At 63.5% G+C, this 13,388-nt stretch carries 11 protein-coding genes; 5 read left to right on the plus strand and 6 right to left on the minus strand.

What is annotated here, in order from left to right; translation table 11 throughout:
* Positions 1-10 precede the first annotated feature (10 nt).
* Together RAE04_RS07140 and RAE04_RS07145 are read right to left on the minus strand one after the other, a co-directional pair.
* The gene (locus RAE04_RS07140) at positions 11-886 is read right to left on the minus strand and encodes a phytoene/squalene synthase family protein (RefSeq protein ID WP_317026898.1); all 876 of its coding nucleotides are present in this window, start codon (positions 884-886) and stop codon (positions 11-13) included.
* A gap of 25 nt (positions 887-911) precedes the next feature.
* Positions 912-2,348 (minus strand): GuaB1 family IMP dehydrogenase-related protein, encoded by a 1,437-nt coding sequence (locus tag RAE04_RS07145; RefSeq protein WP_049377893.1) that lies wholly within the window; start codon positions 2,346-2,348, stop codon positions 912-914.
* A gap of 112 nt (positions 2,349-2,460) precedes the next feature.
* On the opposite strand from RAE04_RS07145, the gene RAE04_RS07150 reads away from it, so the two are divergent.
* Positions 2,461-3,882: an MDR family MFS transporter gene (locus tag RAE04_RS07150; RefSeq protein WP_317026899.1), complete on the plus strand. Its 1,422-nt coding sequence runs from the start codon at positions 2,461-2,463 to the stop codon at positions 3,880-3,882.
* A gap of 55 nt (positions 3,883-3,937) precedes the next feature.
* Here the strand turns inward: RAE04_RS07150 and RAE04_RS07155 are convergent, their stop codons facing one another.
* Positions 3,938-5,122 (minus strand): serine/threonine protein kinase, encoded by a 1,185-nt coding sequence (locus tag RAE04_RS07155; protein WP_317026900.1) that lies wholly within the window; start codon positions 5,120-5,122, stop codon positions 3,938-3,940.
* 219 nt (positions 5,123-5,341) lie between these two features.
* Here RAE04_RS07155 and RAE04_RS07160 point away from each other — a divergent pair, with 219 nt between their 5' ends.
* Positions 5,342-8,104: an ATP-dependent Clp protease ATP-binding subunit gene (locus RAE04_RS07160; protein WP_317026901.1), complete on the plus strand. Its 2,763-nt coding sequence runs from the start codon at positions 5,342-5,344 to the stop codon at positions 8,102-8,104.
* 92 nt (positions 8,105-8,196) lie between these two features.
* Here RAE04_RS07160 and RAE04_RS07165 read toward each other — a convergent pair whose 3' ends face one another.
* Complete coding sequence (locus RAE04_RS07165; protein ID WP_317026902.1) at positions 8,197-9,393, minus strand: lipase family protein; 1,197 nt, start codon at positions 9,391-9,393, stop codon at positions 8,197-8,199.
* Positions 9,394-9,466: 73 nt separating this feature from the next.
* Here RAE04_RS07165 and RAE04_RS07170 point away from each other — a divergent pair, with 73 nt between their 5' ends.
* On the plus strand, positions 9,467-9,637 hold the full coding sequence (locus RAE04_RS07170; RefSeq protein WP_080970400.1) for a DUF4236 domain-containing protein: 171 nt from the start codon (positions 9,467-9,469) through the stop codon (positions 9,635-9,637).
* A gap of 56 nt (positions 9,638-9,693) precedes the next feature.
* On the opposite strand, the gene RAE04_RS07175 is transcribed toward RAE04_RS07170, so the two are convergent.
* Positions 9,694-10,554 (minus strand): A/G-specific adenine glycosylase, encoded by an 861-nt coding sequence (locus tag RAE04_RS07175; RefSeq protein ID WP_049377888.1) that lies wholly within the window; start codon positions 10,552-10,554, stop codon positions 9,694-9,696.
* A 35-nt stretch (positions 10,555-10,589) separates the two neighbouring features.
* Here RAE04_RS07175 and RAE04_RS07180 point away from each other — a divergent pair, with 35 nt between their 5' ends.
* Positions 10,590-11,204 carry a carbonic anhydrase gene (locus RAE04_RS07180; RefSeq protein ID WP_239273333.1) on the plus strand — a complete coding sequence of 205 codons (615 nt, stop codon included), beginning with the start codon at positions 10,590-10,592 and terminating at the stop codon, positions 11,202-11,204.
* 64 nt (positions 11,205-11,268) lie between these two features.
* Positions 11,269-11,973, plus strand: coding sequence for a hypothetical protein (locus RAE04_RS07185; protein WP_317026903.1), 705 nt, complete (start codon positions 11,269-11,271; stop codon positions 11,971-11,973).
* Positions 11,974-11,976: 3 nt separating this feature from the next.
* Here the strand turns inward: RAE04_RS07185 and radA are convergent, their stop codons facing one another.
* The gene (radA, locus tag RAE04_RS07190; protein WP_317026904.1) at positions 11,977-13,332 is read right to left on the minus strand and encodes a DNA repair protein RadA; all 1,356 of its coding nucleotides are present in this window, start codon (positions 13,330-13,332) and stop codon (positions 11,977-11,979) included.
* Positions 13,333-13,388: the final 56 nt, after the last annotated feature.

Below are 13,388 nucleotides of genomic sequence, written 5' to 3' on the forward strand. Positions count from 1 at the left end.
GTTGTTCTCCTTAATCTCCGGCTAGGGGCGGGGTCAGGTTGATGTGGCCGCGACGGCGCACCGCGCGGGCCGCGAGCCAAGCCTTGGTGTGGTTCGGCACGGATACTCGCGTGGTGGCAAGTGCCGTAGCCGGAGTGGCGGCGAGGCGATTGGTGAGCTCAGCAAAGATATCCGCCGCCGCGCTCACACCGACCCGCGCGGAAGCCGGGAGTACGTCGATGGTGAGCGCGGCGGTGGCGAGCTCCTGGCGGATCTCTGCGATGAGCGCGGACTTGGTGGCCTCATCAATCCGTCCCGATGGGGCCTGCTGAAAATAGGTTCGGCCCAAAGTGGAGCTATCCTCACCCAGGTCACGCAGGAAATTAATCTTTTGAAAGGCTGACCCTAGAGCGCGGGCACCGCGCTCCATCGCGGCGCGGTCGGCGGGGGAGACGTCCTCTTCGGCCAAGAAAATTTGCAGGCACAATAACCCAATGACCTCCGCTGAGCCGTAGATATAGTCCTGCAATTCCGATGGGGAGTACTCGCGCTGGGTGAGATCCGCACGCATGGAGTTAAAGAAGGCAGCAAGGTATTCGCGGTGGAAGCCGCAGCGGCGAGCAGTGATGGCATAAGCGTGCACTATCGGGTCAGTGTGCAGTCGTCGTTGCGGAGCGGCCAAGATGGTCTGTTCGTAGGCGTCCAGCGCGGCGGCGGGGTCGGTGTGGGCTTGCGCTGCGGCGCCGTCGACAAGCTCGTCTGCAATGCGCACCACAGCGTATAGATGGCGGATATCGGCGCGCACCCGCCCGCGCAGAAGCCGCGTGGCCAGGGAGAAGCTGGTGGAGTACTGCCCCATAACCTGCGCGGCCGCGCGGGAGGCCGCTTGGTCATAGCGAGTCAACATATCTGTCAACGTAGCATGCAGCCTGTTAGCGGTTCGTGGCCCGTGGCTGCCCCTCGGCAAAGCCGGCGGCGGACTGCACGCCCACGGTGGCGCGCTCGCGGAAGGCGGCCAGGGAATCGGCACCGGCGTAGGTACACGAGGAACGCACGCCAGAGACAATCCGGTCCACCAGGTGCTCCACGCCGCCGTGCTCGGGGTCGAGGTAGATGCGAGAGGTAGAAATGCCCTCTTCGAACATCTCGCGGCGGGCACGCTCAAAGGCCTCGGTATCGGAATTGCGGCCGCGCACCGCCCGGCGCGACGCCATACCGAAGGATTCTTTATAAAAGGCGCCGTCGGCATCCTTGTGCAGGTCACCTGGGGATTCAAAGGTGCCGGCGAACCAGGAGCCGATCATTACATTGGAGGCACCTGCGGCAAGTGCGAGGGCGACATCGCGCGGGTCGCGCACGCCGCCGTCGGCCCAGACGTGGGCGCCTACCTCGCGGGCGGCCGCAGCACACTCTAGGACGGCTGAGAACTGCGGGCGGCCCACGCCAGTCTGCATGCGGGTGGTGCACATCGCGCCCGGGCCCACACCGACCTTGATAATGTCCGCGCCGGCCGCGGCCAGCTCGCGCACGCCCTCGGCCGTGACGATATTGCCGGCAGCGATGGGAAGCCCCAGTTCCAGCGCCTTGACCTTGCGCAGCGCGGTAAGCATGCTTTCCTGGTGGCCGTGTGCGGTATCGATGACCAGGACGTCAGCACCGGCCTCCGCCAGGGCGCGGGCGCGGCCTTCCACATCACCGTTGATGCCCACCGCAGCACCGATGTGCAAGCGGCCTTGCTTGTCGACGCCCGGCCGGTACATCTTCGCCCTCACCGCACCCTTCCTCGTGAGGATTCCGGCCAAGGTGCCATCCGGGTTGACCACTGGCGCCAGCTTGCGGGAGGTTTTGCGCAGCTTGGTAAAAGCCTCCTGTGGGTCAATGCCCACCGGCAGCGTGACCAAGTCGGTGGTCATCAATTGACCGACAGCGGTGAAGTTATCCTGCCCACGCAGGTCCTTCGGGGTGATGATGCCGATGGGCATGTCCCCCTCGACCACGATGGCGGCACCATGGGCGCGCTTGTGCAAAAGGTTGCTGGTATAGCCCACGGTGTGGTGCGGCTTGACGGTAATTGGGGTGTCATAGACCAAGTCCGCCGCCTTCACAGAGGCGATGGTCTCTGCGGCCGCTTCTAAGGAGAGGTCCTGCGGCAGGATGGTCAGCCCGCCGCGCCGGGCGATGGTCTCGGCCATGCGGCGCCCGGCCACGGCGGTCATATTGGCCACGATGAGCGGAATGGTATTACCGGTGCCGTCCTCAGTGGTGAGGTCTACCGACTGGCGCGAGCCCACCTCGGAGTGGCTCGGGACCATAAATACGTCGGAGTAGGTCAATTCGTACGGCGGATGGGAATCGTTGAGAAAACGCACTGGGGTGTACCTCGCTTTAGGCTCGGGTGGCGCGGTCTCACCGCGCGGATGAAGACACTAAAACTATACTCCTCGACTTTCCCCGCACCCGCGGCCTCAGTATCCTGTCTGGGTGTCTCAGAAACCAGATCCCCGCATTTCCGCAGAGGTAAAAATCAACCTCACCATCCTCGTCCTCGGCGCGATGGTGATGATCTTGAACGAGACCGCCCTGTCGGTGGCGCTGCCCACCATCATGGCGGACTTCGGCATCCCCGCGACCTCTGCCCAGTGGCTGCTTACCGGTTTCCTCCTCACCATGGGCGTGGTCATCCCGACCACCGGCTTTCTCATGGATAAGTTCACCACCCGGCAGATCTTCTTGGCATCGTCGGGCGTATTTCTTGCCGGTACGGTGCTGGCGGGGCTTGCCCCGGCCTTCGGCGTGCTGCTGGTGGGGCGCGTATTCCAGGCGGCTGGCACCGCCTTGATGATCCCTACACTGATGACGGTGGCGATGACCCTCGTCCCTCCGCAGCGCCGCGGCAGCGTGATGGGCATTATCTCCGTGGTGATCTCCGTGGCTCCGGCGCTCGGGCCCACTGTAGGTGGCTTCGTGTTGAGCATGTCTAGCTGGCACGTCATCTTCTGGACCATGGTGCCGCTGCTCGGCCTCATCTGCGCCGCCGGCTATTTCCGCCTAGTCAACGTGGGAGATAAGCGTGATACCCCGCTGGATTTCCCGTCCGTCGTCCTGTCCGTCATTGCCTTTGGCGGGTTGGTCTACGCCGTATCGTCCCTGGAAAACATGCTGGAGGGCGAAGGCCTGGTAGACATCGTCGTTCTCATCGTTGGTCTCGTGGCTTTGGCGCTTTTCACCCGCCGCCAGCTGCGCCTGGCAAAAGACAATCGCGCTCTTTTGGACATGCGCCCGTTTACGGTTCCCAACTTCACCGTAGCGGTACTGGGCATGCTGCTCATGTTTGGGCTATTGCTCGGCGTGGTCAATATCCTGCCCATCTACCTGCAGACCTCCCTGGCGGTAAGCTCGCTGGTAACCGGGCTCGTCGTCATGCCTGGCGGCTTGCTCCAAGGCGGCATCTCGCCGATGGTTGGCCGCCTCTATGACGTCCACGGGCCCCGCCCGCTCATGATCCCAGGCGCCCTCCTCCTCGCCGCGGGCACGTGGCTGATGACCTTGCTCAACGAGGACAGTGCGGTATGGATGGTCATTGGCATGCACATCCTCTTTGCGCTGGGCATCGCGCTTATGATGACGCCGCTGATGACGACGTCCCTGGCCTCCCTGCCAGACGAGCTCTACTCGCACGGCTCCGCCATCCTCAATACCCTGCAGCAGCTGGCGGGCGCGGCCGGCACTGCCTTCCTGATGACGTTCCTGACCCGTGGCACCAAGTCCGGTGCGGTCCAAGGTATGAACGAGGCAGCCGCGACGGCTCACGGGGCGCACTGGGCCTTCCTTTTTGCCGGCGTGCTTTCGCTGGTGGTCGTTGTGCTCGCTCCGTTCCTCAAGCGCGTGCCCTCCGCGGAATAGGCACAAGGACAAAATAAAGGCCCGCACCAGCGGGCCTTTAACTTTCGGGCGCGAGTTAAGAGGCGCACAGCGGCAGGTTCAGCCGCTCCTCTTCAGCCTTATCGCCCCACACCAGGAATGCGGACTGGGTGCCTTCCACGGCCATCACGTAGGTCGGAACATCCGCGGTGGTCTCAAAGCTTTGGATAGTGCACTGATCATTGGAAAGCTCGACCGGTTCGGCGTCGGGAAGCATGGCATCGCGCTCCTCCACGCTGGGGTAGTAGGTCACGATGTAGTTGAACCCATCGCCCACGCAGGAAATCTTGGCCTCCTGGCCAGGCTCCGGCTCGCGCGAGGAGCACTTAGCCCCATCGAAGCCGTCCTGGCCGCTGCGGGAGCCCACCAAGTCCGGATACGCATCCGCGAGGTTTTGCTCCTTATCATTCCAGCTGGGGTGGGACAGGAAGAACCACAGCGCGGCCGCAGCAGCAATCGCGGCCACCGCCAGCACCGTGATGAGCGCAATGAGCCCGCCCTTGCCCTTCTTCTTCGGGGCGGGTGCCATGGGTTGGGCCATCGGTTGCGGCTGCGGTTGTTGCGGCGGGGCGAACTGCTGCTGAGGGCGCGGCTCTGGCTCCTGCACGCGCGGAATCTGCGCGGTATCGAATTCGCGCTGCGGGCGCAGTTGAGCCACCACATCCTTGGCGCTCTCCGCCGTGCCAGTAGGCTTGTATTCTGGGCATTTGCGGGCAACGAGCTCTTCAAACGCCGCCACTGCATCGCCGTGCTCTTCGCCGGACGGACCGGCCGCAGCCAGCACCGAAACCTGGCGTTGCTTATCGACGCCCACCCGGGCCTCCCTTAGCCCATGCACCGCAAAATCAGCCCGATTACGCGACACTAAGAAGTCCACCGCACCCGCCAGCGGACCAAAGACGTCGGCAGCCTCCTCGCGGCTGAGCTTACTGGGCAGCTCAGAAAGCTGGGTTCCGGAAGCCCCTTCGCGCACGATGAATTCCTGCCCGTCCGCGGTGGTGCCCGTGCCCACCAGCGGCGCGATGGCTGGGTGGCGCAACCCATGCAGTGCCGTGGACTTGTCCACTACGCCGGTAATTTCTGGCGCGAAGATTTCCACGCTTAGCTGCTGGTGCGTGGTTCCATCTTCGACCGCAAAGAGGATAGACGATGGAGCCTCATCCAACACGGCCAATTCGTGCAGGTTGTGCTGGGTGGCAAAGAACTCAGGAAGCTGGGGCACGGTCGCGACGTCCTTTAATAGTGGGGAGGAGCAGGGAACGATAAAACGATTCTAGATTACATGCCCATGCCCCTGTTCGCTACCGGCGTACACCCGTGTGAGCTGCGCATATGGTGGATTCTGGCGGTATTGCGGGCATCTGGGAACAAAACCGGAAATTATCGGCGGACTGCCGCGTTAGAGTGGGTATCACATTAGAAGCGAAAGTATAGGGGAATCATGTTCGAGAGGTTTACCGATCGTGCTCGCCGCGTCATCGTTTTGGCGCAGGAAGAAGCACGCATGCTTAACCACAATTACATCGGCACCGAGCACATCCTGCTCGGCCTTATCCATGAGGGTGAAGGCGTAGCCGCCAAGGCGCTGGAATCCATGGGTATCTCCCTGGAGGATGTCCGCCGCGAGGTCGAGGAAATCATCGGCCAGGGCAGCCAGCCACACACCGGTCACATCCCCTTTACCCCACGCGCCAAGAAGGTCTTGGAGCTTTCCCTGCGCGAAGGCTTGCAGATGGGACACAAGTACATCGGTACTGAGTTCTTGCTATTGGGTCTCATTCGCGAGGGCGACGGCGTTGCCGCCCAGGTGCTGACCAAGCTCGGCGCCGACCTGCCGCGCGTGCGCCAGCAGGTTATCCAGCTGCTGTCCGGTTATGAGGGCGGCCAGCAGGAGGGTGGTTCCTCCAACGGCCAGGGCTCCGGTCCGGTCGGCGCGGGTGCTGGTGCCGGCTCGGGCGGCCGTGGTGGCTCCGGCGGTTCCGGCGAGCGTTCCAATTCCCTGGTGCTCGACCAGTTCGGCCGCAACCTCACCCAGGCCGCTAAGGACGGCAAGCTCGATCCGGTCGTTGGCCGTGAGTCCGAGGTAGAGCGCATCATGCAGGTGCTGTCTCGCCGCACGAAGAATAACCCGGTCCTCATCGGTGAGCCGGGCGTTGGTAAGACCGCCGTCGTCGAGGGCTTGGCGCTCGACATCGTCAATGGCAAGGTTCCGGAGACCCTTAAGGACAAGCAGCTTTACTCGCTCGACTTGGGCTCCCTGGTTGCTGGCTCCCGTTACCGCGGTGACTTTGAAGAACGCCTGAAGAAGGTGCTCAAGGAGATTAACCAGCGCGGCGACATCATCTTGTTCATCGATGAGATCCACACCCTGGTTGGTGCTGGTGCTGCCGAAGGCGCCATCGATGCCGCCTCGCTGCTCAAACCGAAGCTGGCTCGTGGCGAGCTGCAGACCATCGGTGCTACTACCTTGGATGAGTACCGCAAGCACATCGAGAAGGATGCCGCCCTGGAGCGCCGCTTCCAGCCAGTCAAGGTGGACGAGCCTTCCCTGGATGACACCTTCCTGATCCTGAAGGGCCTGCGCGATAAGTACGAGGCGCACCACCGCGTTTCCTATACGGACGAAGCGCTGCACGCTGCAGCTTCCCTCTCGGATCGCTATATCAATGACCGTTTCTTGCCAGATAAGGCCGTTGATCTCCTCGATGAGGCTGGCGCTCGTATGCGCATCAAGCGCATGACCGCGCCGAAGGGCCTGCGTGAGGTCGATGACCGCATCGCTGAGGTCCGCAAGGAAAAGGAAGCGGCCATCGATGCCCAGGACTTTGAGAAGGCAGCCGGCCTGCGCGATAAGGAGCGCAAGCTGGGCGAGGAGCGCGCGGAAAAGGAAAAGCAATGGCGCTCCGGCGACCTTGAGGAAATCGCGGAGGTAGGCGAGGATCAGATCGCCGAGGTTCTGGCGCACTGGACCGGCATCCCTGTACTAAAGCTGACGGAGAAGGAATCCAACCGTCTGCTCAACATGGAAGAGGAGCTACACAAACGCATCATTGGCCAAGACGAGGCGGTCAAGTCCGTCTCCCGCGCCATCCGCCGCACCCGTGCAGGTCTCAAGGATCCGCGCCGTCCATCCGGCTCTTTCATCTTCGCCGGCCCGTCCGGTGTGGGTAAGACCGAGCTGTCGAAGTCCCTGGCTAACTTCCTCTTCGGTTCGGATGATGACCTCATCCAGATCGACATGGGTGAGTTCCACGATCGCTTCACCGCTTCCCGCCTCTTCGGTGCCCCTCCGGGATACGTTGGCTACGAAGAGGGTGGCCAGCTGACCGAGAAGGTTCGCCGCAAGCCGTTCTCTGTCGTGCTTTTCGATGAGATCGAGAAGGCCCACAAGGAGATTTACAACACCCTCCTGCAGGTGCTGGAAGATGGCCGCCTTACTGACGGCCAGGGGCGTGTCGTCGACTTCAAGAACACCGTACTTATCTTCACCTCGAACCTGGGCACGCAGGACATCTCGAAACCGGTGGGCTTGGGCTTTACCGGCTCCTCCGAGAATGATGCGGATGCTCAGTACGATCGGATGAAGCAGAAGGTCAACGACGAGCTGAAGAAGCACTTCCGCCCAGAGTTCTTGAACCGTATCGATGACATCGTCGTCTTCCACCAGCTCACCCAGGAGCAGATTGTGGAGATGGTCGAGCTACTCATCGGCCGCGTGGCCAAGCAGCTGGATGAGCGCGATATGGGCATCGAGCTCACGCAGAAGGCCAAGGACCTGCTGGCTAAGCGCGGCTTCGACCCAGTATTGGGTGCTCGTCCGCTGCGCCGCACCATTCAGCGCGAGATTGAGGATCAGCTCTCCGAGAAGATCCTCTTCGGCGAAATCGGCGCCGGTGAGATCATCACCGTCGACGTCGAGGGCTGGGACGGCGAGTCCAAGGACAACACGGGCGCGAAGTTCACCTTCAGTCCACGTCCGAAGCCTCTGCCGGAGGACACTGAGGAGCCACAGCTTGACGACGCCGAGGTGCGCGACAACGACGCCGACTCCACCGATGCCGACGAGCCCGACACCATCACCCCGGACGTTCCGGGCGATGGCGGCTCCACCGCCGCCGGAACCGACCTAGAGTCCGGCTCCGGTTCCGACTCCGATGACGACGGTCACAACCCGCCGCCAGCAGGCGCCGGCCAGCCGATGTAAACAGGAACACGAGTAAAGACCACCCAGCATCTCGCTTTCTGCGAGGCTGGGTGGTCTTGCGTTGTGTGCGGTTTGGAGCTTCTGGACGTCGCCTAGCCCGCACAATTCGACGGCGCCGGTTTCCCGTCGAAGCGGTCAAAAAGATACTTCAAGCCCACTGGGAAATTAACGTATAGCGGCAACGCGTGATCGGCGCCGGCGCCCGGAATCGTTGCGGTACCAGGCGCGGCCATGAAGTCCACGGTCCCGCCCATCTGACAGTACGCCCCTGCTGTAGACCGAACTTGCTCGTGCGGGATGAGGTCATCGTGCGGCGAGCTGGCGATCATCGCTGGGCCCCTGAGCGGGTGCTTGCCCTGATTCTGCCGCAGCAAGGTTTCCTTGATGACAGGCTTGCGCTCTACGAGCTCGGATAGCGATTCCCCGGTACGGGTGAGTTGGCGGGTATTGCTAAAGCCCCACATGAGGATGGAGTCACCCGTGCAGCTGGTGGCTGCCGAACGCAGGAAATCAATGCCGCGTGGATTGAGCTCTTCTAGGACCGCATCGCGGAACTTGGGGTCGCGCTCAGCAAAGCCGTTGATGGCGTAGCCCAGCACATGGACGATGGAGGAGCCGTCGATGGCCTTCATCACCTTTGGTAGGTCGGCCGGAGGGGCGCCGGAGTAGGTACCGGCCACGTTCAGCTCGGGTGCATAAGAATCGGCGAATTCCGCGGCGGCCAGCGAGGCTCCGCCGCCCTGCGAGTAGCCCGCAAAGCCAATAGGGGCGTCCTTTGGAGCGTGGGCCAGTTCTAGGCCGGAGCGGGCGGCATCGAGCATGGCGTGCGCTTCTTCAATGTGATTGACGTAGGTGTGGTGCCCTGGCATGCCAAGGCCGATGAGGTCTGCCACGATGACTCGGGCACCATGCTGGAGTGCACCCATGTAGAAGCCGTACTCGTAGTTCGCGTTGATGGTGGGGGAGCCGACCTTGCTCAGCCCTACCGAACCCAAGCCCATGCCGGCACGCGACGGCGCGCACTGGTCGCCTGCGCCGCGGGTACCAGGCGCGAAGATGATGGTGGGCCGCTCGCCTTTGCCGTGCCACGGTGTATTCGGCTCGTATAAGGTTGCCGAGGCCTGAATCGGCCGACCATCATCCGTGGTGGTGTCATACGTGAATACCTGCCCGCGGCCGACGCCATCGAGCGCGTGCGGCGAAGGCCGGGTCGAGGTTACTGCCGCATTCGCGGCCGGCGGTAGGAGGAGCGACCCGAGGATTAGTGAACAAATTGTGAGGAGTCTCATACAAATCTTTTCCATGTCCAAAACCTACTGCGTAGTAGGAACGGTGGAAGTGAAATTGCTAAAATAAATGCTTATGGGACTTCAGTATCGTTCAAGAAAAAAGACCGGCAAGAATAGCTGGATCAACGTCTCCGGATCCGGTGCGTCGATGTCTACCAAGGTAGGGCCGGTCACCTTTAATTCCCGCGGCGGCATGTGGGTGAACCTGCCGGGCGGATTCAATTTCCGCGGCCGCTGGCGTTAACCAGAACACACGCCCTGGATCGCGACCTGCGATTATAGCCGGCCATTATTAACCCTCTAAATGGGTAGGTGGAACAGGCCGGCGTCGTTTTGCTCGGCGAGGCCGTCGGCAAGCAGCGAAGCCAACGCCCGGGAACGCTGTGCCGCATCGGGCCAGACCACGTCAATCTCGGACTGCGGTACCGGTCGCTCCGCCGCGCGCAGCACGTCCAGAATCTTGCCGCGCACCTGCCGGTCCGTGCCGACGAATTTTTGCACGCGCTTTTTCGCCCGTGCCTGCTCCTCTGCACTGGGCTGCGGCCGGCCAGCGAGCTGCCACGCACAGCTTGCGCGCAGCGGGCACTGCTCGCAGGAAGGATTCTTCGCCGTGCACACCAGCGCTCCCAATTCCATGAGTGCGGCCGAAAAACGCGGCCCATTCTCGGCCGGCAACAGCTCCGCCACGGCCGCTAATTCCCGCTTCGACGGTTGCGGCGCCAAGAACCTCCCGTCCTCCGCGCGCGCATACACCCGGCGCACATTGGTATCGACCACCGGCACGTTTATCCCAAAGTGGAAGCACGCCACGGCGCGCGCGGTGTAGTCACCGATGCCCGGCAGGCGCAGCAGCTTATCGACGTCCGCCGGCACTTCACCCTCGCCAATGGCCGCCGCGCACTCCCACAGGCGCAGCGCACGCCGCGGATAGCCCAGCTTGCCCCAGGCGCGCAGTACCTCCGCCCGGGTGGCCTGGGCAAAGTCCGCCGGGGTGGGCCAGCGCCGCATCCATTCCTCCCACACCGGAGCCACGCGCGCGACCGGGGTTTGCTGGCTCATGACCTCGCTGAGCAGCACACCCCACGCGCTCGTGCCAGGCCGGCGCCACGGCAGGTCGCGTTCATTGGCATCGAACCAGGAAAGAAGAGCTTGCGAATCCATCGTGGGAGATAGTCTAGGGCATTAGAATGTGGCCTATGCCTTTACGTAATGTTGCCCACGAACCGCAGGCCGTATGGGAGGCCCTTAAGGCGGGAAATCAGCGCGTGCTGGACGGCGAGACCGTCGACGTGCGCGAGATTTATAACCGAGAGGGCCTGACCCATGGTCAGGATCCCCGTGTGGTGGTCATTTCCTGTTCCGATTCCCGCGCCCCTATCGAGCACGTTTTTAATATCGGCTTCGGCGATGCCTTTGTCATCCGCACCGCGGGCCACATTCTTGACGACGCCGTTCTGGCCTCCCTCGACTACGCCCTCGCCGCCCTCAAACCCAACCTGCTGGTGGTCCTCGGCCATCAATCTTGTGGCGCGGTGGGCGCGGCTACCGGTTTCGTGGCCGGCGGCGATCTACCCACCGGCTTGCAGCGACCCATTATCGAGAAAGTCGCTGCCTCCGCGCTGGTGGCAGGTCCTAAGGCCACGACTGACGACGTCGAACGGGAACACACCCGCCAGACCGTCGCCCAACTGGTGGCCAGCGTGCCCAACGTGCGCCGCCTATTGGACGAGGGCGCCTTGGGCGTTATTGGCGCGCGCTACCTGCTGGAGGACTCCAGCGTGGAAACCCTGCAGACCTTCGGGGTGGAATAACCCAGCCTGACACGCGGCGCCGGCTTAGCGTACCGGCCCGCACCCACCGCTTAAAATTGACAGCGTGACGCAGAAAAAGCCCCTACCTGAAGAGATCTACAAGCGCCGCCGCGTGGCGGCGCTCATCATCGTGCTCGTGTTGGCCGTGGTGCTGATCTGGGCGGCCGTGGCCGCTTTCGGGGGCAGCAGCGATGAGTCGGCCGATACCGCCGCCCCTGCGCCCACGCCGGAGCAGACCTCGTCTTCCGCCGCCCCAGAGACCTCCGAGGCTGCCTCGGAGACGGCTGCAGAGGCCGCGTCCGAGGGGGCATCGGAAAGCAAGGCGGCCGAAAGCGAACCGTCGAGCGCTGCGCCTGCAAGCTCCGAAGCAGCCAAGAAGACCTGCGATCTCGCGGACCTCCAGGTGCGCACCTCCATGCTGAACTACTCCGTGCCGGAGGGCGAGCTACCGAAGTTCTTCATGACGGTCACCAACCCCACGGCCGCGGACTGCAAGATCGACCTGGACAAGAACCTGCTGCGCTTCGAGGTCTACAAGATGGCCGATAACCAGCGTGTGTGGTCCGATACGGATTGCTACGCCTCCGTACAGACCGGCTCGCAGACCTTCCCGGCCGGCAAGGACGTGAAATTCGAGGCCGAGTGGTCCCGCCAGGGGTCCAAGCCGGGCGAGTGCACCGACCGCCCCGTGGCCGAACCTGGGGCCTACTTCGCCCACACCGTCATCGGCGATAACTCCTCCCCGCCGCAGGACTTCACGCTGCGCTAGGCGCTATCCCGACACCGCGGCGATGGCCTGCCCCAGCGTCCCGGCCTGGTGCACGCGCATGCCCTCTACCGGCTCGATATCCCCGCGTGGGATAATCGCGTTCTTATAGCCCAGCCGCGCGGCCTCCATCAAGCGCCGCTCCACATTGGACACCGGCCGCAACTCTCCGGCCAGACCCACCTCGCCGATGACCACCGTCTTGGCCGGCAGCGGCTGCTCGTGCAGCGAGGACCACGTTGCCAGCGCCACCGCCAGATCCGTGGCGGTTTCCGTAATCCGCATGCCGCCCACCGTGGCGACATAAGCATCCTTATCGTTGGTGCGTTGGCCCGCGCGCGCCTGCAACACCGCGAGCACCATCGGCACGCGGTTGGAATCTAGCCCGGTCACCACGCGCCGCGGGTTCTTGGCTACCGGGTCCACCGTGAGCGCCTGCACCTCCGCGAGTATTGGCCGCACGCCGTCCATCGCGACCGTCACGGCCGAGCCATCCGGCGTCGTTCCGCGATGCGAGAGAAACAGCCCGGAAGGGTCCGCGACTTCCCGAATGCCGCCGGCCGTCTGCTCGAAGCAACCCACCTCGTCGGTGGCGCCAAAGCGATTCTTAATACCGCGCAGCATACGCAGGCTGGATTGGCGGTCACCCTCGAAGTTTAAGACGACGTCGACAAGATGCTCTAGCACGCGCGGGCCGGCCACGTTGCCATCCTTGGTCACGTGACCTACCAGCAGCACCGGAATGCCGGTGGACTTTGCCAGCGAGGTCAGCGCGGCCGTCACCGCGCGCGACTGCGCCACGCCACCGGATACGCCCTCTACGCCCACGGCGTGCATGGTCTGCACCGAATCGACGATGATCAGGCTCGGCTTGAGCTTATCCACGTGCCCAAAGACCGCATCCAAGTTGGACTCGGCCGCCAAGTACAGTGATTCCTGGAGGGCGCCGGTGCGTTCGGCGCGGGAGCGGACCTGGCCGGCGGATTCCTCGGCCGTTGCATAGAGCACGGTACGGCCGAGCTGAGCCCACCGCGAGGCTACTTCCAGCAGCAGCGTGGATTTGCCCACGCCCGGCTCACCGGCCATGAGCACCACTGAGCCGGGCACGATGCCGGTTCCTAGCACGCGGTCGAGCTCGCCGATGCCGGTGCGCACCGTCTTTGTCGCCTGCGCCCCGATCTTGGTAATCGGCTGTGCCGGGCTCGACGGCGCTACGCCCTTGCTTGCCGACGCCCCCGCCACCACCGGCGCCCTTTCCTCCAACGTGCCCCAGGATCCGCAGTCGGGGCAGCGCCCCAGCCACTTCGGCGAGACGTAGCCGCATTCGGAGCAGGTATGGATGGGGCGAGATTTCTTGGCCATAGCTTCTAGCCTAAAACACATAAACGCCCCCAGCCCGGAAAGGGAGGCTGGGGGCG

Origin of the sequence: Corynebacterium sp. CTNIH16, from assembly GCF_032821655.1 — a bacterium.
In the GTDB taxonomy this organism is placed as follows: Bacteria; Actinomycetota; Actinomycetes; order Mycobacteriales; family Mycobacteriaceae; genus Corynebacterium; species Corynebacterium marquesiae.

Coding starts and splice junctions, on each gene's coding strand:
- RAE04_RS07140 (WP_317026898.1), bottom strand. CDS start 886: ATGTTGACTCGCTATGACCAAGCGGCCTCCCGCGCGGCCGCGCAGGTT.
- RAE04_RS07160 (WP_317026901.1), top strand. CDS start 5,342: ATGTTCGAGAGGTTTACCGATCGTGCTCGCCGCGTCATCGTTTTGGCG.
- RAE04_RS07165 (WP_317026902.1), bottom strand. CDS start 9,393: ATGAGACTCCTCACAATTTGTTCACTAATCCTCGGGTCGCTCCTCCTA.
- RAE04_RS07170 (WP_080970400.1), top strand. CDS start 9,467: ATGGGACTTCAGTATCGTTCAAGAAAAAAGACCGGCAAGAATAGCTGG.
- RAE04_RS07175 (WP_049377888.1), bottom strand. CDS start 10,554: ATGGATTCGCAAGCTCTTCTTTCCTGGTTCGATGCCAATGAACGCGAC.
- RAE04_RS07180 (WP_239273333.1), top strand. CDS start 10,590: ATGCCTTTACGTAATGTTGCCCACGAACCGCAGGCCGTATGGGAGGCC.
- radA (WP_317026904.1), bottom strand. CDS start 13,332: ATGGCCAAGAAATCTCGCCCCATCCATACCTGCTCCGAATGCGGCTAC.